The 20,217-nt window shown below is 52.4% G+C and carries 17 protein-coding genes; 10 read left to right on the top strand and 7 right to left on the bottom strand.

Annotation, left to right across the window (positions count from 1 at the left end; genetic code table 11):
- Positions 1-8 precede the first annotated feature (8 nt).
- The 8 genes from PsAD13_RS10115 (at position 9) to PsAD13_RS10085 (ending at position 7,668) form a co-directional block, all read left to right on the top strand.
- Positions 9-1,688, top strand: coding sequence for a methyl-accepting chemotaxis protein (locus PsAD13_RS10115; protein ID WP_063318060.1), 1,680 nt, complete (start codon positions 9-11; stop codon positions 1,686-1,688).
- A gap of 287 nt (positions 1,689-1,975) precedes the next feature.
- Positions 1,976-2,758, top strand: coding sequence for a hypothetical protein (locus tag PsAD13_RS10110; RefSeq protein ID WP_063318059.1), 783 nt, complete (start codon positions 1,976-1,978; stop codon positions 2,756-2,758).
- Positions 2,759-2,775: 17 nt separating this feature from the next.
- Positions 2,776-3,042 (top strand): hypothetical protein, encoded by a 267-nt coding sequence (locus PsAD13_RS27570; protein WP_153040870.1) that lies wholly within the window; start codon positions 2,776-2,778, stop codon positions 3,040-3,042.
- Between the two features lie 172 nt (positions 3,043-3,214).
- Positions 3,215-4,444: an HlyD family efflux transporter periplasmic adaptor subunit gene (locus tag PsAD13_RS10105; protein ID WP_063318058.1), complete on the top strand. Its 1,230-nt coding sequence runs from the start codon at positions 3,215-3,217 to the stop codon at positions 4,442-4,444.
- Positions 4,441-5,616, top strand: a complete 1,176-nt coding sequence (locus PsAD13_RS10100) for an FtsX-like permease family protein (protein WP_063318057.1) — start codon at positions 4,441-4,443, stop codon at positions 5,614-5,616. The genes PsAD13_RS10105 and PsAD13_RS10100 overlap by 4 nt, the downstream gene beginning before the upstream one ends.
- Before the next feature lie 9 nt (positions 5,617-5,625).
- Positions 5,626-6,345: an ATP-binding cassette domain-containing protein gene (locus PsAD13_RS10095; RefSeq protein ID WP_244275137.1), complete on the top strand. Its 720-nt coding sequence runs from the start codon at positions 5,626-5,628 to the stop codon at positions 6,343-6,345.
- 252 nt (positions 6,346-6,597) lie between these two features.
- Positions 6,598-7,059, top strand: coding sequence for a cytochrome c (locus PsAD13_RS10090; RefSeq protein ID WP_063318056.1), 462 nt, complete (start codon positions 6,598-6,600; stop codon positions 7,057-7,059).
- 3 nt (positions 7,060-7,062) lie between these two features.
- Positions 7,063-7,668, top strand: a complete 606-nt coding sequence (locus PsAD13_RS10085) for a cytochrome b/b6 domain-containing protein (RefSeq protein ID WP_063318055.1) — start codon at positions 7,063-7,065, stop codon at positions 7,666-7,668.
- Positions 7,669-7,721: 53 nt separating this feature from the next.
- On the opposite strand, the gene PsAD13_RS10080 is transcribed toward PsAD13_RS10085, so the two are convergent.
- From PsAD13_RS10080 to PsAD13_RS10065, 4 genes are all read right to left on the bottom strand, one after another.
- The gene (locus PsAD13_RS10080) at positions 7,722-8,813 is read right to left on the bottom strand and encodes a DUF2235 domain-containing protein (protein WP_063318054.1); all 1,092 of its coding nucleotides are present in this window, start codon (positions 8,811-8,813) and stop codon (positions 7,722-7,724) included.
- Positions 8,814-9,005: 192 nt separating this feature from the next.
- Positions 9,006-10,076 carry an ABC transporter ATP-binding protein gene (locus PsAD13_RS10075; protein ID WP_063318053.1) on the bottom strand — a complete coding sequence of 357 codons (1,071 nt, stop codon included), beginning with the start codon at positions 10,074-10,076 and terminating at the stop codon, positions 9,006-9,008.
- Between the two features lie 23 nt (positions 10,077-10,099).
- Complete coding sequence (locus PsAD13_RS10070; RefSeq protein ID WP_063318177.1) at positions 10,100-12,307, bottom strand: iron ABC transporter permease; 2,208 nt, start codon at positions 12,305-12,307, stop codon at positions 10,100-10,102.
- A gap of 106 nt (positions 12,308-12,413) precedes the next feature.
- Complete coding sequence (locus PsAD13_RS10065; RefSeq protein ID WP_057462451.1) at positions 12,414-13,436, bottom strand: ABC transporter substrate-binding protein; 1,023 nt, start codon at positions 13,434-13,436, stop codon at positions 12,414-12,416.
- 313 nt (positions 13,437-13,749) lie between these two features.
- Here PsAD13_RS10065 and PsAD13_RS10060 point away from each other — a divergent pair, with 313 nt between their 5' ends.
- A complete protein-coding gene (locus PsAD13_RS10060; RefSeq protein WP_063293068.1) occupies positions 13,750-14,523 on the top strand; it encodes a response regulator in 774 nt (257 codons plus the stop codon).
- Positions 14,520-17,117, top strand: coding sequence for an ATP-binding protein (locus tag PsAD13_RS10055; protein ID WP_063318052.1), 2,598 nt, complete (start codon positions 14,520-14,522; stop codon positions 17,115-17,117). The genes PsAD13_RS10060 and PsAD13_RS10055 overlap by 4 nt, the downstream gene beginning before the upstream one ends.
- A gap of 260 nt (positions 17,118-17,377) precedes the next feature.
- On the opposite strand, the gene PsAD13_RS10050 is transcribed toward PsAD13_RS10055, so the two are convergent.
- From PsAD13_RS10050 to PsAD13_RS10040, 3 genes are read right to left on the bottom strand one after another with little or no spacing between them, the layout of a single operon-like run.
- Entirely contained in the window at positions 17,378-18,562 is a 1,185-nt protein-coding gene (locus tag PsAD13_RS10050) for an NnrS family protein (RefSeq protein ID WP_063318051.1), read from the bottom strand.
- Entirely contained in the window at positions 18,559-19,371 is an 813-nt protein-coding gene (locus tag PsAD13_RS10045) for an ATP-binding cassette domain-containing protein (RefSeq protein ID WP_063318050.1), read from the bottom strand. The genes PsAD13_RS10050 and PsAD13_RS10045 overlap by 4 nt, the downstream gene beginning before the upstream one ends.
- Positions 19,361-20,131, bottom strand: coding sequence for an ABC transporter permease subunit (locus tag PsAD13_RS10040; RefSeq protein WP_084404699.1), 771 nt, complete (start codon positions 20,129-20,131; stop codon positions 19,361-19,363). Before PsAD13_RS10040 ends, PsAD13_RS10045 begins: the two co-directional genes overlap by 11 nt.
- Positions 20,132-20,217 lie beyond the last annotated feature (86 nt).

The following is a 20,217-nucleotide window of genomic DNA, read 5'->3' as shown; positions in this document are numbered from 1 at the left end:
CCGGATCCATGACTATTCGCAGTAAAATCTTCATTCCGATCCTGAGCCTCATCATCGTCGCAATGGCGCTGATGGCATTCCTCGTCTGGCAGGCAGCCGAAGGCCGTGAAAACCTTGGCCGTGTAACGCTGAAAGCGCTGGAAGCACAGCGCCTTTCCTTCACCATTGTCAACGACTTTGAGCACGCCAAAGAGGTGGTTGATACAGCACTCGCCATGACCACGTTCATTGAGCCCGAAGAGTTTCGCCGTGAGTTCAAAGACATCAACGCGTCTCTGGGCATGGATATTGAGGAGACCCTAGAGGTTGCGCTCAATGACGAAATGCGGCAGGCCGTTCTCTCAGCACAGACTAGCTTTAAAAACTGGAGTAAAGATGCGGCTATCCTGCTGGGTATTACACCATCCCGCATGATCCCAACCAAAGAGAAGATCGAGCGCCACAATCAGGCTCTTCGGGCTTCCATCAACGCGATTGTATCATCCACCGTTACCGCCAGTCAGTCAGCACTTGCACAGGCCAATGCGGATGCACGGCGGCTGAACATCATTTCTCTCAGCCTTGCATTGATCGCAGGTCTTGGCGGACTTGGTTTTGCTCTCTGGCTGGCTAACAGCCTCAGCAAACCAATCGTTTCGCTCACTTCTAAAATGGATGAGCTTGCCTCTGGTGCTGTTGATGTGAACCTCAATCTGGCTGCCCGCAAAGACGAAATCGGCAAGATGCAGGATGCGGTCATGGTGTTTCGCGAAAATGCCATCGCCCGCCGCGAGTTGGAAGAACGTGCAAAGATCGAACGCTCCCGCGAACAATCTCGCCAACAGCAAAAAGAAGAGGTTGTGGAACAGTTCCGCGTGGTATTGGAACGCAATGTATCCATGCTCTCCAACCAGTCCATGGAAATGCGCAGCTCTTCTGAGCGCCTGTTCGATGTTGCCAATCAGGCAACCCAGCAGGCCAACAGCGCGGGGGAAGCCTCTGCCAGCGCATCGCAAAACGTAGAGACCGTTGCAGCGGCAGCAGAGGAGCTTTCTGTTTCCATCCAGAAGATTTCTAGCCAATCCACACGCGCCAATACGCTGGTGACGTCGACCTCTGAAATTGCGCAGACCACGGACAACGAAGTCATTGCACTTGCAAAGTCCGCTGAGCAGATTGGAACTGTCCTCAACCTCATTCGTGATATTGCCGAGCAAACCAACTTGCTGGCCCTCAACGCAACAATTGAAGCTGCGCGGGCAGGGGATGCAGGCAAAGGCTTTGCAGTGGTGGCCACAGAGGTGAAAACTCTGGCAAGCCAGACAGCCCATGCCACCGAGGAGATCTCAGCGCAGATCAACGACATTCAGAGTTCAACCCGCAGCACCGTAGAAGCTATTGGCTCCATCACGGCAGCGGTAAAAGAGATCAGCGAGCTGACATCCTCCATCTCTGACGCCGTTGAACAACAGCAAATGGCAACCGCAGAAATTGCAGAGGCTGTTCAGGCTGCCTCAGACGGAACAGCTCTTGCCGCCAGCAACGTTGTCTCCGTCAGCGGCGCTATCAACGAGACAACCACAGAAGCGGGAGCTGCCAACCAGTCCTCAGCCCTGCTGGAACAAGTCACCAACGACCTCTCCGCCGAAGTAGACACCTTCCTCACCCGCATCGCAGAAGAGGACACTCTGCAGGCAGCGAGAGCTTAAGTGAAACGAATAAAACCTGAGCTGCGGTAACAGGCAGTTCAGGTGAAATCGTACTCTTCTCAGAGAAAGCAAAGACAGAAAAATCAACACGAAGTTTCGATTATTGAGTGCTACCGAGATATCTGACTGGCTACAATCTTATATTGACTGCGCAATTAGATGCCGCAAATACTGCCTAGAGTAGCTTGAACTAAAGAAAGCTACTTTGTGAAATCTCTCCCCAACTATCTTTCAACGAGATTTTCTTGATCTTGTGTTGGGCAGTCTTTGAAGGAAGCTGGACCAAAATGATGAAGTTGCTAAGGAAACTTTTTTCATCAAAGAACAAGAACATCCAGCAAACACCCTCAGATTTGAACATAGGTGATTTAGAAGAGGTTCCCTCCAGTTTATCTGGTGAGAGAGTCGAAAAAGCTATACCTGGAACCGCCAAACTTCCACATATAATAGATCTGATCCCACCACCAATTACTCTGCCTCAGGAGTTAAGCGGTCAACCTCTCGAAGACCAAAATGTCGAACCAAACTGGAATATCGACATTATCTCTCGCTTCAAGGCCCGCGAAGTTTTTCTCTGTAAAGCTCTACGAAGTGCTCTCGAAGAAATCCCTCCCAGCTTAGAGCTGACACCGGAGTTTTATGTCGTGACACCGAAGGGCATAACAACATACTTAAGTTCTTCAGATGCACCAACTGAGGGGCAAGAGTTGATTGCCAGCTGGTCCCCACATGAGTTCTCCGAGACAAGCCCTGAGATCGTTCTAAAAGCGCAAGAGGCACTGAGCTCATTTCTTACATCGTTACCCTTTGGCTTTTCGTCCTCAAGTCTCAGCAAAGATTATATCCTTGAAAAATTCGAACGCGTTGAGACGATCAACAATCTGGCACCAGATTGTGTAAGCATTACCGCCTACCTTGATGCAAACCAGACTTTTGATGGCAAAGAGGTATGGAACCTATTGCACACAATGGGGTTCAAATGGGGAGATATGGATTGCTTCCAGTGGGAAGACCCGACAGGACAAACTGACTATCTAATCTGGATCTCGAACCGAATGACGGTAAGATAGGATATGTCCTACCGGAGTTGGTCGCATCAGGTGAGCAAAACTTTATTGAAGTAACCTTTAGCATCACGCCTCCTCTGACCCCATCAGCTGTACATGTTTTTGATCAACTGATGCGAGCGGTCACAATGTTCCAAGAGAAAACGGGCTGTAACTTATCTGCACAAATTGATGATGAGTTCGCTGATAGCCCTGACGAACTAAGAGAAGCAGTCGTTGAACTTTGCGCGGAACTGGAAGAATTGAACTTGAAGACGGGATGCGACGAAATTAGCACCGTTCGATAAATTCGCTTTCGTTGGGATAATCAGATAGCTCCGGTGTTACTCGAGCATCACCAAACACACCCAAAACTCAAATTCCACCTGTGTTACAAATCCGTACAATTTTTGGGTTGCGTGATTTTCATATTAGAATATTAGAAAGTAATAATTAACAAGTCACAGCAGAGGTGGTCCTGTGACCCATCACAATGCGCCAAACGAAGATTTGCCTTTGGAAGACACGGGCATTTCGTCTATTTCGGGTAATGCTCGCAAGGGTTTGCCATTCAAGCGGATTATTCTGCTTGTCCCTGTCTTCATTGCTATCATGTTCACCGGTGGTGTCATGGGCATGTACTTCCAACCCGCTGGCCTACGCCTGTTTTATGAGATGACAGGGCTGGAGCCAGGTGGCGGAAGCAATCAGAAAATTGCCGTTCCAATCAACACGACAGTGACCAAAGAAGACATTAAAGCGCTGGAAGCTGGCGCTGTGGTGGCACTTGGTAAGCTGATCCCGCGGGACGGCGTTTCTACCATAGCCTTGCCATTCGGAGCAGGGGATGCCCGCATTGCGGAGTTGCCAATCTCAGTCGGTGATTGGGTTGAGACAGGCACTGTGCTCGCCTTGTTGGACAATCGCCCTTCACTGGAAGCCAGTGTTGAAGCGGCTAAGGCGGAAATAGCGGTTTCTGAAGCTTCCCTCCGGCAGGTGCAGCTCTCTATCACAGCCAGCCAGGTGGAGAACGAAGCTGATCTCAACCGCTCCAAAACCAACGCGGATCTGGCACAGGCGGAACTGGAGCGCACCAATTCTCTGTTTGCCCGCAAGGTTGTTACACAAGCGCAATTGGACCGCGCAGAAGCTGAGGCTGAAAGCGCTTTACTGGATGTAACTCGCAAGGTGGCAACCTTGCAGCGCTACAGTGGTTCAGCCGATCTCTCTCAGGCGGATGTAGAACTCGCCAAACGCAAGTTACAATCTGCTGCAATCGCTTTGCGCACCGCTGAAGTAAACCTCGAAAAATCTGTTGTCCGTGCACCGTTTGATGGCACCGTGCTGGATCTGTTGGTGCAACCCGGTGAGCGCCCGTCTTCTGCTGGCCTCATTGAGTTTGGCAACACCCGCGAAATGACTGCGGAAATGGAGATTTACCAGAACCAGATTGGCCGTCTGAACATTGGCGATGCCGTTATATTACGCGCAGAAGCTTTGACGCAGGAACTGCGCGGAACGCTGACAGAGATCGGGCTGATCGTCGGACGACAAAACATCATTAGCGTAGACCCCGCCGCAAACACGGATGCCCGTGTGGTGACAGTTGTTGTGACGTTGGACGAGACATCATCTGAACTGGCGGCGAACCTCACCAACCTGGAGATCCTCGGATACTTTCAGCCAGTAAACGATGGGGCAGCGAAGTGACCCGTTTTCTCACATGGATGCTGGGCCGATTGCCTATTGGTTGGTTGCAGCTGACGCACAACAAAGGCCGCATTGCCGCCGCACTGGCTGGGGTGGCTTTTGCCAACGTGTTGGTGTTCGTGCAGCTCGGCATGATGGGGGCTCTGACTGGCTCCACTTTGCAGCCCTATGAGCTGTTTGAGGCGGACATTCTGATTTCCGCGTCTGATGCCAAGTCCCTCACCGAAGGCGGCAATGTTGCCCGTGTGCACATGCTGCAGGCGCTGACCCTGCCAGAGGTTGCAGCAGCCGCTCCTGTTTACATCGCCAAGGTGGATTGGCGGGTGCAGAAAGACCAGATTGCTGGTTTGCAACTGGTTGGGCTACCCATCGAAGCCATTGATTTCATGGCTCCGGTCTTACGCCCTCAGTTTTTGCAGTTGGCTTTGCCCGATACTGCACTGGTAGACCGCAAAACACGTGGTGGAACAGAGGAGTTCTTCAACTCACTTTCACCTGAAACACCCGCTGTGTTTGAAATGAACAACCGTCAGATCAAGCTGATCGGCACCTTGCAGATTGGAGCTGGCTTTAGTGCGGATGGCAATCTGGTGATGTCTGACCAGAGCGTCCTCCGTCTCTCGCCCTCCCGCAGTTCCGGTGCGCCAGACCACATCTTGCTGAAGGTACAAGAAGGCACCTCTGTTGAGCGGGTGGTAGAATTGCTGAAGCAGGTATTGCCGACAGATACCCTGAAAATTCGCAGCTTTGCCAAAGCAGCATCAGATGAACAAGCCTACCAAACCTCAGAAAAGCCAGTGGGTATCATCTTCGGGTTTGGCACCATCATCGGCGTGCTGGTGGGCATCGTCATCGTGTATCAGGTTCTTAGCACGGATGTGGCCGATCACCTGAAGGAGTATGCAACCTTCAAGGCGATGGGGTTCAGTGAAGGGTTCTTCCTCAGCATCATCTTTGAGGAAGCCATGGTCTTGGCCGTGCTCGGTTTCTTCCCCGGTGTGTTCGCTGCCATGGGCATTTACAAAATGCTGGCGTTGAAATCCGGGTTGCCGGTGGGGCTTACTCTTGGGCGAGCGCTTATTGTCTTCCTCGGCACGTTAGCCGCCTGTGCGCTTTCTGGAACTATTGCAACGCGTCGATTGGCACATGCTGATCCAGCGGATCTGTTTTAGGGGGCGCAGATGATGACATACACACCACATGCCCCAATTAGCATCTCCGGTCTCAACCATTGGTTTGGTGAAGGAGAAGCTCGTAAGCAGGCCATATTCGACGTTAACTTCGAGATCGAAAAAGGCAGCCTGACCGTGCTGATGGGTCCGTCCGGGTCTGGCAAAACCACGCTGCTGACGCTCATGGGGTGTCTGCGCGATGTACAAAAAGGTCAGCTTGCCTTACTGGGGCATGAACTGCACAGTGCAGACGAAACGATGAAGATCATGCTGCGGCGACGCCTTGGCTTTATCTTTCAGGCGCATAACCTGCACGAAAGCCTGACAGCGACCCAAAACGTGCTGATGGGGTTGCAAGTTCACCAAAACGGCGTGAAGGCAACAGTCGATGCAGCGCAGCAGGAGAAAGCTGCACGACATATGCTCGGCATTCTGGGGCTGGAAGATCGCAGTGACTATCTGCCTGCCCATCTTTCCGGCGGGCAGAAGCAGCGCGTTGCCATTGCACGAGCACTCGTCTCCTCACCAGATGTCATCTTCGCAGATGAACCGACGGCAGCTCTGGACAAGGACACCGGGCTGACGGTGGTCGAGTTGCTCAAAGAGCTGGGCGAAAAACGCGGCATCACCACGGTGATGGTGACGCATGACAACCGCATCCTGCAACTGGCTAACCGTATTCTGACGATGGATGAGGGACATTTGATTGAGGAAGCCGTGCCTGCATAATCTATGCAAACGCTCGTTACACCTTGCGACAAACTATTACAACATTCCCGTTGAAGCAATATTTCACTCGACTATTCTAATCCAAAGAAAGATAAAATCCGTCTTGTACGGGTAAATACATAAATAAACTAGTCAGAGACAAGAAATAGATACTGCAAGCCTACACAGCGCCAGATAATTTATTTCGGATAGAGCAATCAAAACAAAAACACCCCATCAAATACTAGGCAATTAACAAACACGGAGAAATCCATGCGTAAACTATTGATCACTGCGCTGGTCGCTATGACTGCAACTTCAGCTTTTGCAGCAGACACAACCAAAGACGATGTCGTAGAAGCCCGCCGCGCTTACTTCACCCTACTCGGACATGATATGGGCGCTCTGGCAGGCATGGCAAAAGGCGAAGTTGAGTACAGTGCTGAGAAAGCAAAAACTGCTGCAAGCAACATGATGACGGTCGCCAGCTACAATGCAGCGGGCCTTTACGCTCAAGGCACATCCAACGCCGACCTACCAGGTAAAACCCGCGCCCTTCCAGTGATCTGGGAAGACATGGCAAGTTATCAGGCCAAGGGAAAAGACTTTTATCAGGCACTCGTTGCACTCAACGAAGTAGCCGGAGAAGGTCGTCCTGCATTGGGCGAAGCACTGGGTAAACTTGGCGGCACTTGCAAAGGTTGCCACAAAGAATTCCGCGCAAAGGACTTTTAACCAATGACTGTTGCGAGCACTGACCATTATGTAGAAACGCACAAGAAAACAGGCACCTGTGTCTGGGACTTGCCGCTGCGCCTGTTCCATTGGCTTTTCGCCGGCTGTGTTGCCGCCGCGTGGGGTTTGGGCAAGTTCGGGCCAGACGTTATGACGCTGCATTTCTGGTTTGGTTATGCAGTGCTCGCCCTCATTGCGTTTCGACTGCTCTGGGGCTTCATCGGCTCTGAGACATCCCGTTTCTCAAGCTTCACCTCTAGCCCCAAAGCACTGCTGTCTTACATCGCCAAACTGCCAAAACGGCAGGCAAGCAACTGGAAGGGACATAACCCGCTTGGCGGCCTGTTTGTCTTCCTTCTGCTCAGCGTTATCGGAGCGCAGGCGGCGCTGGGTCTGTTTGTAGATCCGGAAGACTACATCAATGTGGGGCCGCTAGCTTCATGGGTGGGCATCGACAGCGCCCGCACAGCATTGGCGTGGCACGGCATTCTGGCCCGTGCGACGCTTATTCTGGTGGTTTTGCACGTGGCAGCGATCTTCTTTTACCGTTTGTGGAAGCGGGAAGATCTGGTCACACCGATGATCACAGGTCATCGGAAAACCAAGTGACCTTCACAAGAAATCTAGTCGGGGCAGGAACATCTGCTCCGACATTTCTTTTTCTAAGATGTTTCGGGTTGCCGCTCTTGCGCCGTGCGTTTGATCGGCGGTTCCTCAATCGGGTTTTTGTCTATCATCCAGGGTTTGTAGCTGATTTCAGGGTTGTTCGCCCGCTTAAGCACACTCGGATGAACGTGCGGTTGCCCGCGTTCTCGTGCGTTCAAGTCCAGCTGCGGCCACATTCTCTGCTTCACTTTGTAGATATACTCGAAGATGCCCTCACGCGGATTGTGAATCATTCCCGTTTCATCAGGGTTCATCTTGGCAAGCAACGCTTTGCGACTGCCCTCATGAATGCGCAAGCCATTTCGCTCTGCATGCTCTAGCATCCACTTGAAACTGATGTCCGACAAACGCGCATCCTCATACCCACCGCCCACATCGGTATGCACACCCGCAAACCACGTCTGCTGCATGATCTGGTTGGCAACAGTGGACTCGTTCCATAAGACTGGATGGAACACTTCGCGCTCATCATCAATGGACAGCGCATGGTAGGCGTTCTTTACGCCTGCAGGCAATGTCAGGTCATGGAACTCATGTTTAAAGCCGGGAAGTTTATTAACGGCTGCTGAAAGAGGTTTCCATGGCAGGCCAAGCGCCGCGACCGTATCCCACACACCAATGAACTCAACGTCCGCCCACATATTGTGGTGCTTCTCGCGAAACCCCAGCGCTTTGGCTTTCCTCTCATGAGTGTCGCTGATCTGGTAAATCTTGTAGGCTTTCGCGATCAGTTCTGGTCGTGACTTTGGCAGGATACCGAACATCTCGATGAAGCCCGCAAGGCTGCGCACGGTGGTGGCTCCACGGCTGAAGCCGAACAGATAGATTTTATCCTTGGCCTGATAGTTCTCAAAGATGAACTGATAGCATTCCATCAGATTTTTGCTGATGCCAAGCCCGGTGACATTACCAAGAAAACGCGTGAAACGAGAGCGATGCGCTTTAGTCCCAAGGCCGCGATCATAAAACAGCACCTGCCGCTTGGTTCTGTTCTCGCAGATCCTGAAGAGCTTATAGACGTTCGTGTCCGGGCCTTCGCCGCCCTCCTGACCGGTTCCGTCTGAAAACACCACTATGTTCTTCGCCATGGCCTACCTCCCAAAACTGCAGGACCACCTAAACTTAGTCAGCAAATGCAGGTAAGTACAGCTTATGCAGGTATCTACACCTCATGCACCCCACACATTCTCATGAGCCAGACACAAAGAAACCCGGAGAGGGGGATCTCCGGGTTTCTGTTTTAGAAGAGAGGGCGCGGATGGAGGTGGCCGTCCTAACCCTTATGCTTCTGGCAAAAAGGCCAGCCCCTCTTCTTTGAGATGGATGAAGGCTTCTGCGCCTGTTGGAAGAACTGTTGCACTCAGGTTGTGGTCAATGGCGAACAGCTTGCCCATTCCAGTGTCAAGGGAGTACTGGATCTGGTTGCCGAGATACGCTGCGTAAGCAACGCCTGCAGCAATGCCATTGGTACCATCTTGTGTGACGGTGATGCCTTCTGGCCGGATCGCGAGTTTGCCGTGACTGCAGGCCGGGCCACTATACGGCAAAACAATGGATGCCCCACCAACCTTCACAGAGACGGTGCCTTCGCCAAAGCGAGCAATTTCACAGTCCACCACGTTTGCATCCCCAATAAAGTCTGCGATAAACGCAGAGTTTGGCTGGTTGTAGAGCTCACGCGGTGTGCCGGACTGTGCAATCTCCGCTTTGTTCATCACGATGATCCGATCTGAAACAGCCATCGCTTCTTCCTGATCATGTGTCACATAGACGGCAGTCAGGCCAAGCTTCTGCTGAATTTCACGGATTTCTTCACGTACGTGACGACGTAGCTTAGCATCAAGGTTTGAGAGCGGCTCATCAAGCAGCAGAACTTCAGGCTCCAGCACAACAGCACGAGCGACGGCCACGCGCTGCTGCTGACCACCAGAAAGTTCACTTGGCAGACGTTCGCCGTACCCAGCCAAGCCAACCATTGCCAAGCCTTCTTCCGCTTTGGCTTTGGCTTCCTTCGCAGGCACCTTGTTGACACGCAGACCGTAGGACACGTTGTCGACCACACTCATATGCGGGAACAGCGCGTAGGACTGGAACACCATGGAGACATTCCGGTAGGTCGCGGTCAGGTGCGTGACGTCCTTACCGCCGATGTAAATGGTGCCTTCAGTTGCGGCTTCCAGCCCGGCGATGAGACGCAGGGTGGTGGTTTTGCCGCAACCACTTGGGCCGAGCAGAGTGACAAGTTCACCCTGCTGGATTTCCAGATTGAGAGGCTTCAGTGCGGTGACAGAACCGTATTTTTTGACGACATCCCGGAACTGTACAGAGCCTGCTTTTTGCATAATAGACATGATTTACTCCAGAAACTCTAGGACTAAGCTGAAGCCAGCTCTTTGTTCTTGTTTGAGGTTTGCAGACGGTTCTGACGGCGCAACTTGCGCTGCCCGATGACGACCTGCAGCAGCAGGATCGCTACGAGCATGGTGATGATCAGCACAGAAGAGTACGCAATCGCAATACCGTACTCGCCATGTTCAACACGGCCCACAATGAACGAGGTCGCCATGTTGTGACGTGCACTCACCAGGAAGATCACCGCACTCACAGAAGTGATAGCGCGAACAAAGCTGTAAGCCAGAGCTGCTAGAATGGCAGGCCCTATCAGAGGCAGGATCACCTTACGAACAGTGGTGAAGCTGTTGGCACCAAGGGTGATGGAAGCTTCATCAAGGCTCTTATCCAGCTGAGACATAGCCGCGATACCACCACGCACACCCACAGGCATGTTGCGGAACACGAACACGATGATCAGGATGATGCTTGTGCCAGTCAGCTCGATTGGTGGTGTGTTGAAGGCCATGATGTAAGCCACACCAATCACAGTGCCCGGAATGGCAAAGCTGAGCATTGTGCTGAATTCAAACAGGTTCTTGCCAGCAAACTTCTGACGCACCAGCAGGTAGGCAGTGAGCAGACCAACGACAGCGGTGAGGGGAGCCGCGATGGTGGAGATGGTCAGCGTAGTAAAGTAACTGTCCCACGCCACACCCGTCCAACGAATACCATTGTTGAAGCTGACGGAGAACGCGCGGATGTAGTGATCCAGCGTGAAGGTGTTGTCATAACCCCAAAGCTTCACGAAGCTGCCGAACACGATCATGGAATAGACAACAGCTGTGAACGCAGCCCATGGCAGTGCAAAGCCGTAGCATGTCCACTTTAGCGCAGAGTTAAGTGGCGAATGCTGGCCGGAGTCAGCTTTACCGGTGACGGTTGCGTAGGATTTTTTGCCAAGCCACAGGCGTTGCGCCACGAAGGCAGATAGGGTGAGGGTGAGCAGAACCACAGCCAGGACAGCGGCTCTGGATGGATCGGCCACAGCCCCAACAATGGCGAAGTAGATCTCGGTAGACAGGACATTAAAGTTACCGCCCAACACAAGTGGGTTGCCGAAATCGGCGATACTCTCAATGAAGCCAAGCAGGAAGGCATTTGCCAAACCCGGACGCATCAAAGGCCATGTGACGTTCTTGAAGGTCTGCCACTGGGATGCGTTGAGGGTTTGAGAGGCTTCTTCCATTGAAGGGCTAACGCCCTCAACCACACCGATGAGCACGAGGAAGGCAATCGGCGTAAAAGAAAGCAGCTGCGCGAGATAAATGCCGGAGAAACCGTAGAGCCAACGGCTTTTCGAGATATCAAAAACATCATGCAGCACATCTGTCACTACACCCGCGCGACCAAACATAAGGATCAGCGCCAGACCAATCACAAAGGGAGGAGTAATGATTGGAATAATGGTGAGAATGCGCAGCAGCTTTTTCGCAGGAAACGCGGTTTTGGTCGCGACCAACGCAAAGGCAAGGCCGAGGAGGGTTGTACCAGCACCGGTAAGCACTGCGAGGAAAACGGAGTTCCAGGCCGGGCCACAAGTTCTGCCGCCGGCAAGGCAGGCAAGGCTCCAGATATCGCTGGAAAAGAACCGCCCGAAGAAAGCAGTTATGTCGATGCTGCCATCTGACACTTGAAAAGCGCGGATGAGGATTTGGGAAACCGGATAGAAAACAAAGGTAATCACCAAAGCAATGATGAGGCCGATGCTGCCAACGATGAACGCATCACCGCGGCCCTGACCAAGACCAGAAATGCTTGTGGTGAGGATGAACAGGAGAGCACCGGCGGTGATCATCGCCCCGGAGCCAAAGCCAACCTGACCTGCAGCTGCCGAACCGAAGTTAAGCGTATCAATGAACAGTTCTGGTCCAACTCTGCCAATTGCAAAGCCCTGCGCAAACAACAGAGCAAGGCCTGTCATAGACAGAATAACAAGGGCCTTTGCCCGGGTGCGTTCGTCTTTCAGCAAAGCAAACGACAGGCCGATGCCAACGAATGCCAATGCTAATGGAACAAACCACCAGCGGCCAAAAAGCAGAGCTTGGAAGAGGGCAGGTGCGGCGTCTTCGCTAAGGAATTCGCTGAACAACCAGCTAAAAGACCAAAAGCCGCTTTCTACTGAGTACCAGGGAAATATGCAAAATCCCACTATTCCGGCGGCGAGCCAGAGCGCAATTGTCTTTCGCATGATGTTGATCCGAGAGTTTTGTATTGGCGCAAGCGCGAATACGATGCAACGCATGTAGGGTGAAGGGCGGACAGAGAATAAGTCCGCCCTTCAACGCTCGATTTACTTAGTGAGAAGCGTTTTTAACTTCTTCGTTCCAGCGCTTCAGCAGGCGCTCACGAGTGGAACGTTCACCATATGTCGCAAAGTCGTAGTCGATCAGCTTGATGCTTGCCAGATCTGGAGACTCAGGAGCAACGGATGCTTTGGAGTTGGAAGGAACTTGGAAGGACTTCACTTCAATAGAGCGGGATTGAACGTCTGGACGCAGAGCGTATTCTACAAACTGCTTCGCCAGCTCAGGGTGCTTTGCACCTTTGATCACGCTCACAGCGCCAACTTCGTAACCAGTACCTTCACAAGGCGCTACGATCTTCAGCGGGAAGCCGGAACCTGCTAGTTTCACCATATCATGCATAAAGCCGATAGAGATGGTGGTTTCACCGCGAGCAGCAGCTTTACTTGGTGCGGAACCGGATTTTGTGTACTGGTTCACGTTCTTACCGATTTCGGTCAGCAGACGATAGGCCTCATCTTCACCAAACAGCTGAACGAATGTTGCCAGCTCAGTGTAAGCAGTGCCGGAGCTGTTCGGGTTCGCAACCTGAATTTCGCCGGTGTAAGCAGGGTTTGTGAGATCTTTCCAGCAAGCTGGAGCTGGCAGGCCGCGCTCTTCCAGAACTTCAGCGTTATACGCAATGCCGAGTGCGCCAGCGTAGATGCCAACAGTGCCGCCATTTGAGATCTTGTGCATGTTGGATGCCCAGCCCAACAGGTCGCTGGTGTCAACACCCGGATCCTGTGTCAGGCCTTCAAATGCTGCGATCAGGTGTGGATCGCCTGTACCGCCCCACCATACGTCAATCTTAGGGTTGCTTGCTTCTGCACGCACCTGAGCGAGTGTTTCGCCAGTGCTTTTGCGAACCATCAGAACTTCATTGCCGGTTTCATCCTCAAAACCGCGTGCCATCAGCTCACACCAGTCCTGCTCAGCACCACAGACCATGTTGAGTTCTTCAGCAGAAGCTGTAGCTGGAAGTGCAGCAAGGAGGCCAACAGCAGCAAGACCACCTAAAAGAGCGTTTTTCATTATCTTCTCCCAAGTCTAAACGCATGTAGGTGTAACAACTTACAAGTACACCCACATATTCCCGTAACTTGATTTGAAAATTACATGAAACATCACAGGAGTGCTTATGCTTTACCGTTAAGTATGTTCTTATTTAGCAGATATATATTTTAAATGTTACATTTATTACAGAATTGAGTTACATATGAAATATTAGAATTATTGATGGGAAGGCACTTTCACGTGCATTGTCGCCGCAATCTGAAGAAAATCAAAAACGACCTCCAAGTATGCGTCTGGGAGCATGGTACGGGTTGCGAGGAAGGTTACATAAATGACCGAGAGTTGGGATAGGTCACCCTCAAAGGTAGCTGTCGTTGATGACGACCCGGCTATTCGCGAGGTCTTGCAGGAACTGCTGCATGAATATGGATTCCAGGCACTGCCGTGTCACGGAAGCAAAGAACTCATCGCGCTCAAAGAGCTGGAAAGCCTTGATCTGGCAATCATCGATCTGAAGCTGGATGGTGAAAGCGGCATGATGCTCGCACAGCGCCTACGCACGTCCTATGACTTCCCGATTATCCTGCTCACGGGCACGGGAGATGAGGTAGACAAGATCGTTGGACTGGAAACCGGTGCTGATGACTTTTTGATGAAGCCGTTCAATCCGCGAGAACTGATCGCCCGCATTCGTGCGGTTCTGCGTCGTTACAAGCGCAACGTTCCTGCAGAACCGGAGTCCACAGTCGCGCTCGCTGCACCTCAAGCTCTCAGCGCTGGGATCATTCCTCTCGGTGAACTCTCTTTCATCTGCGATGAGCGGCGGTTACTGGACAAGAACCTACGGGAAATTAGCCTGACAAACTCTGAGTTACGCCTTCTGGAGTTTCTCATAGAGAACCCGAACCGCCCGATTGATCGCGTAGAACTACTGGAGTATCTAGGGGGCGATCTTTCCCGCTATATGGACCGCACCGTCGATGTTTTGATCCTGCGTTTGCGCCGGAAGATTGAGGCCAATCCATCCAAGCCGGTCTTTTTGCAGACCCGTCGCGGTAAAGGCTATGTCTTTGCGCTGGATGAGACCGCAGTAGACCTGTCATGACCTTTCTGCCCCAACGCGTGAAAGCTCTGCTTTCCATCAAAACACGTTTGCTGGCAGCCATCACGCTGCTGACTTTTGCAACTTTGTTTGCAGGGTCGATCGCGTGGTACTGGCTGGACCAAGCCAACGTGAAGCTCGTTGGGCATTATCAAAAGACTATTGAAGCAATCGCAAGCTCTCTCCAACTGGCAAACAAATCCGCCGGTCTAGTGAGTTCAGCTCCCTTCATCCTCAACCTTTCTTCGGTCTATCAGATCGAAAATGAAGGCTCTCGTTTACTGGTTGAGCTGAGCAATGCAGAACAGCAATATCGAGACAACTTTCCGCTAGCACGGCAACAAGGAAGTCTCGGACGGTTTTTGCCGCAAGTGCAACAAAACCTTTCGCTCATGCGCTCGCAGGTGGCCGTGCTCGTCAACGCAGCCCAGCAAATCAGCGAGTCTGAGGATCAGGTTCGTACCCTGCTTGTTGACCTCTCCAAGATGGAGCGCCTTGCAGTCAAGAACTCCTCCACGTTTTACCAGAATGCAGAGGAACGTGAGGCCTGGCAAGGAATTGGGCAGGCTGCCAACCTATTGATTTCCGCCGCACATGTAACTGATTTCCTCAGTCTGGGCGAGCTGCGTCGCCGCTATCATCTGCAAATGGCTGAGTTGGAGGGCATAACTGCCCTTGAGGTTCAGGAAGCCGTTGCAGCACTGAAGACAATAGCAGAGGACAACGCAGGCCTTTATGCCATTCGTCATCTGGCGATGGCGGGACAACTGGAAGCCCGCAACGCGCTTTTCAAAATCAAATCCAGCGCGCAGGTGATCAACCAGCTGGTTGCTGAGTTTGTTCGTCTGTCAGGTGAAGAAATCTCCAAGCAACGGCAAGAAACATCCTCTTACATCTCCAGTGCACAGCTCGTTGTGCTGCTCACTGGCATCGCAAGTATTCTTCTGGCTTTGATGTCAGCGCATTACATTGCTGGTTACGTGACCAAGAACATCAATCGCATCTCTCACGCCATGTCCAGCCTGGCCAAAGGAGATCACACCACCGTGCTCCCACGACCTGCGCGGCAGGATGACGAGATCACGCGACTGTTGCATTCCTTCCGCATTTTTCGCGCCAATTCCATTCGGTTGCGCCGTATTTATGGCCAGTTGCAACGCAAGACAGAGCTGTTCGAGACCACCTTTAACTGCATCGCTGAAGGGCTGGTTCTGACCAACGATGCCCATGATATGACGGCCTGGAACCCACGGTTGGCAGCAACGCTTCGCATCAATGAAGCAGAGATTGAAAAGGCCAGAGACATCCGCGTGTTGATCCAGAACTCCGGGTTCAGATGGAAGGATGAGAACGTCCGTCCACATGGCACACGCTTCCGCTTTGCAGAACTGATTGATGATGACGGCATCCTGATCGAAGTGCGCAAAAGTCCCTTACCAGAAGGCGGTGCAGTCTGGTCATTCTCTGACGCAACGGACCGTCGCTTTGTTCAGGAACAGGCACAACAAAAACAAAAGCTCGAAAGCCTTGGCCAACTAACCGGTGAAGTGGCCCATGACTTCAACAACATCTTGACCAGTATCTCTGGCAGCGTCGGAATTATTGAGCGCAAAAGCTCCAAACTCATTGATCTGAAAGGCAACATCCAACGCATTCATAGCGCAGTAGAAATGGCCACAAATCTGACCCAGCGCCTGCTTGCCTTTGCCCGCAAACAGCACCTTGAGCCAGAAGTCGTTGAAATCAATTATCTCATTGAAAGTGTGGCCGAGATCATTTCATTGAGCATCGATGAGCGGATCATCCTGACGACAGATTTACCAGAGGAAGCAACCTATGTGCGCATCGACCCTGGCCAGCTGGAAAGCGCACTGCTGAACCTTTGCATCAACAGCTCCCACGCCATTTCAGGTGCGGGTACGATTTCTGTTCGGGTTGTGGCCAACGGGTTCGAGAGTGTTTCCATAAATGTGACTGATGACGGATGCGGCATGGATCAGGGAACGCTGGAACGCGTTTACGAACCTTTCTTCACCACCCGCCGCACGTCTGCAGGGTCTGGACTTGGGTTGAGCATGGTGTTTGGTTTTATCAAGCAATCCGGTGGGGAAATGGGCATCACCAGCGAGAAGGAGGGGGGGACAACAGTGACCCTCGTCATACCGCAGGCACCGCTGGAAGATCTGGCACCCAACACCGCGATTACGTTTGACCAGCCTCGCCGCATTCTGGTGGTTGAGGATGATCTACAAACCCTGTTGCGCGCCAAAACCATGCTGAAAGAGATGGGGCTTATTTGTATCGAAGCCAACAGCTACGGCTCCGCTAAAGTGCTCATTGAGAACGGAACCAAGTTCGACATTCTCTTCACAGATGTTCAGCTTGAAGATGGCAAAATCGGCTGGGATCTGGCCGAAGCCAGCATCAAAGCCTGCGCAGACCAAAAAGTGGTCGTCACCTCAGGTCGCTTCCCCAAAGCACTGGAACCACAAACACAAAATCTAGAGCGGATCACACGACTGGCCAAACCTTACAGCAAGGAACAACTGGCCGAAGCTTTGCTCAGCCAGATACAGCAGTTTGAGGCTGCCGGCTAAGACACTTCTTCAGTGTCTGTCTTCCGCCCAGAGCGTATCAATAAACTGGTGTTGATCACAGCCCGCATGACAGGCTTGCGAGAGAGCATAACACCGCGCATCGTGGCAAAATTCTCTGTCTTTCATACTGCAGCCCTTGCCAGCTGATACTGCGTCGTCGCACTCAGGCGCAAAGGCATTTGAAACAAGACCTTCAGAAAGATCGGTTTTCTTCGGTTCAAACAATCTCGATAAAGAAAGCATAGTCAGTTGCCTTTATTCTACGAAGTTTTCGCGGAGACCACGGGCACGAAGTGGATCAGATATAGGGTGAAAGCGAGTGCAAACAGGAGCCAGGCCAGTGGCATTACATCAAGATCAGGGAAGAGCAGTGGACCGAGAGAACGGGCCAGACAAGCGCTTATGAGAGAAAGGATCGCGGCGCCCAGCAACTTTGGAAGTTTCAAAGAGTAGCCCGCATGTCGCAGACCCGCGATGGTCAAAACCATGAAGGTTGCCAGAGACAAGCCGCCGATGAAGATCATGTGCTGACCGGAAACATAAGAACCTGCAGAAAGCAGCCCGAGCAACCCACCGGCCTCCAATGCAAAGCCAATTCCAAAGAACCAATAGACCAGATAGAGCGCTTTCGCGAAGGTGGTTCGCAAAGAGCCTGCCACATGCCAGTCCTGCAAGATGTTGAGCACCGCACAGGCAGAGGCCAACGCCAGCCATCCTTGCAAAGCATCAGAAACACCCAACACCTTGGCAAGGGTAAACGCAGAGATGCAAAACAACGCCGCACGCCTCATTGGTGGACGCGGAACAAACACAGCGCCATCCTCTCGCGTGGACAAAGCATCATTCACAATCACCATGGAAACCGGAGCAAGAGCCGTGAGGACCATCAGGACGAACGCACCTTCCGCAATCGCAAGTCCCTGATTGAGAACGCCAATCTCCAAGTATTCCCAAAAACACACAAGCTGGGCTGTGCAAAGCATAAGCACCGGCCACATGAGATGGTGCATCTTGGCACGCCATAGTCGGGGCAAGATAACAATCAGTAGCGCTGCGGGAAAGAAAGCCTGAACCACGAACACGACAATCGGCGAAAGCACACCAAGCATCCAGAACGCGATACGTCCTGCCAGCCAAAGTGCCCCCAAACCCACCAATTGTGCGCCCGCAATCTTCGGTGTGTTTGACCAGGAGGGCACAGCAGTCGTCAAAAAACCCGCCATTGCGCCCGTGAAGAAGCCAAAGAACATCTCATATTGATGAAAGAGAAGAGGGTCTGCATCCAGCGGCACCGGCAGCACATCGGCAAGCACAAGCCCCCACACAACGATGGAGAACACGGCATAGAGTGCTGACAGCGGAAAGAAGACCCGGAACCCTTCAGAGAACAAAGGAGCGTCAAAGAACGAAGCCTGTAGCCGAGATGTATGTGCAAGTTCCGTCATACCAGCTGCTCCCAGTTGTTCATGTTAAACAGCTGCGCAATCCGGTCATCCGCCAGCAAACTTGCCTCAAGTTCCAAAAGGTTTCGACGCGTACGCTCGGAGCGGGTCAGTGGCACCTCGTACTCCTTGGCAAAATGCCCCGGATCTGGCGCCATAATCAAAACACGGTCACTCAATGCCAATGCTTCGGTCACATCATGAGTGACCATCAGGACAGAGCACTGTTTTTCATCAACTTCATGCAGCACAAGCCGGTAAAGATCGCGGCGACGGCCAATATCAAGAGCGCTGAAAGGTTCGTCTAAAAACAACAGGTCAGGCTCTACCGCCAGTGCACGGGCCAACGCGCCGCGCTGGCGCATGCCACCGGAGAGCTCTGAGGGATACTTGATCAGATCATCCTCAGTGAAACCCATGGCATAAGCAACGGTCCGCGCTTTTTTCATACGCTGGAACTTAGAGAGTTTTTGTCCCTGAAGACCAAAGCTGATGTTGTTCAAAAGGCTCTTCCATGGCAGCAACCGGTGTTCCTGAAACAGGATCGCCGTTCGATCCGCAGTGCTTGAGATTTTCCCGGTGCTTGCCTCAATCAATCCCGCTGCGATGCGCAGAAAGGTCGACTTCCCGCAACCGGATGGACCGATGATGCTGACAACTTCTCCTTTTTTCAGCTCCAGCGCACTCGGTGCCAGTGTTTGCTGCAAAGGATGGTAGCGGTGGTCTTCCACTGAGACAGATAAAACGGATGGCTTTGTCTCTGCTGAGCCTCTTGGCACAACGGAGAGCAGGGGAGCTGCATCATTCAGCATGCTTCCAACCCTCCACATAGTCTTTGACAGGGTTGAGCAACATACCTTCGATGACCAGCAGCAGACCAACAACCACAACGATCCACGCCATGGTGGACGCGGTATCGATGTTGACGCGTGCTTCAGCAAGGCCAGCACCAATGCCACGCGTGCTGGAGAGTAATTCTGCCATCACCACCACTTTCCAGCTCAACCCCAACGCTGTTGCCCATGCCGGAAAGAGGTAGGAGACGATCTGCGGTGCCTGCACCTGCCAGAACCGCTGAACCAGCGGCACATGAAAACTCTGCGCCATCTCATCCAGCTCCTTCTCCCGCATCCGCACGCCTTGCAAAGCGCCTGCGAAAATGAGCGGGATCGTTGAGATGAACACTGTAAAGATCGGCGTGCCGTCATCGCCGCCAAACCACAGCAGCGCAAGCACGATCCATGCAATCGGCGGCACCCCAAGGGCCACGGTAATAAACGGCTTACAGAGTAGTGACAGTGTGTTGGACCAACCGGCTATCAGGCCAAAGAAAATACCAAACGCGCTGGCAAGCAGAAAGCCAGCAAAGGCCCGCTTGGCAGTGATCAGAATGTATTCGAGCCCGGATGGCAAAGCGACAAGATCCACCAACCGGTTCAATGCTTCCAATGGCGCAGGCAACACCAGAGACCCGAATGTCTCAAAACCGACTTGCCATAGCGCGAAAATGAGAAATACTCCCGCCAGAGTGCCCCAACCACTCCAAAGTTTACTCATTAACGTCGATAGCATGTGACGGATCATCAGGTATGTTCTCGTTGTTTGTTGGGCTCAGCAGACCAGGTGACTGTAACCTTTACGCGACCTGCCAAACCTGC

Origin of the sequence: Pseudovibrio sp. Ad13 (assembly GCF_001623225.1) — a bacterium.
Lineage (GTDB): Bacteria > Pseudomonadota > Alphaproteobacteria > Rhizobiales > Stappiaceae > Pseudovibrio.
This window is presented reverse-complemented; position numbering and strand designations above follow the sequence as displayed.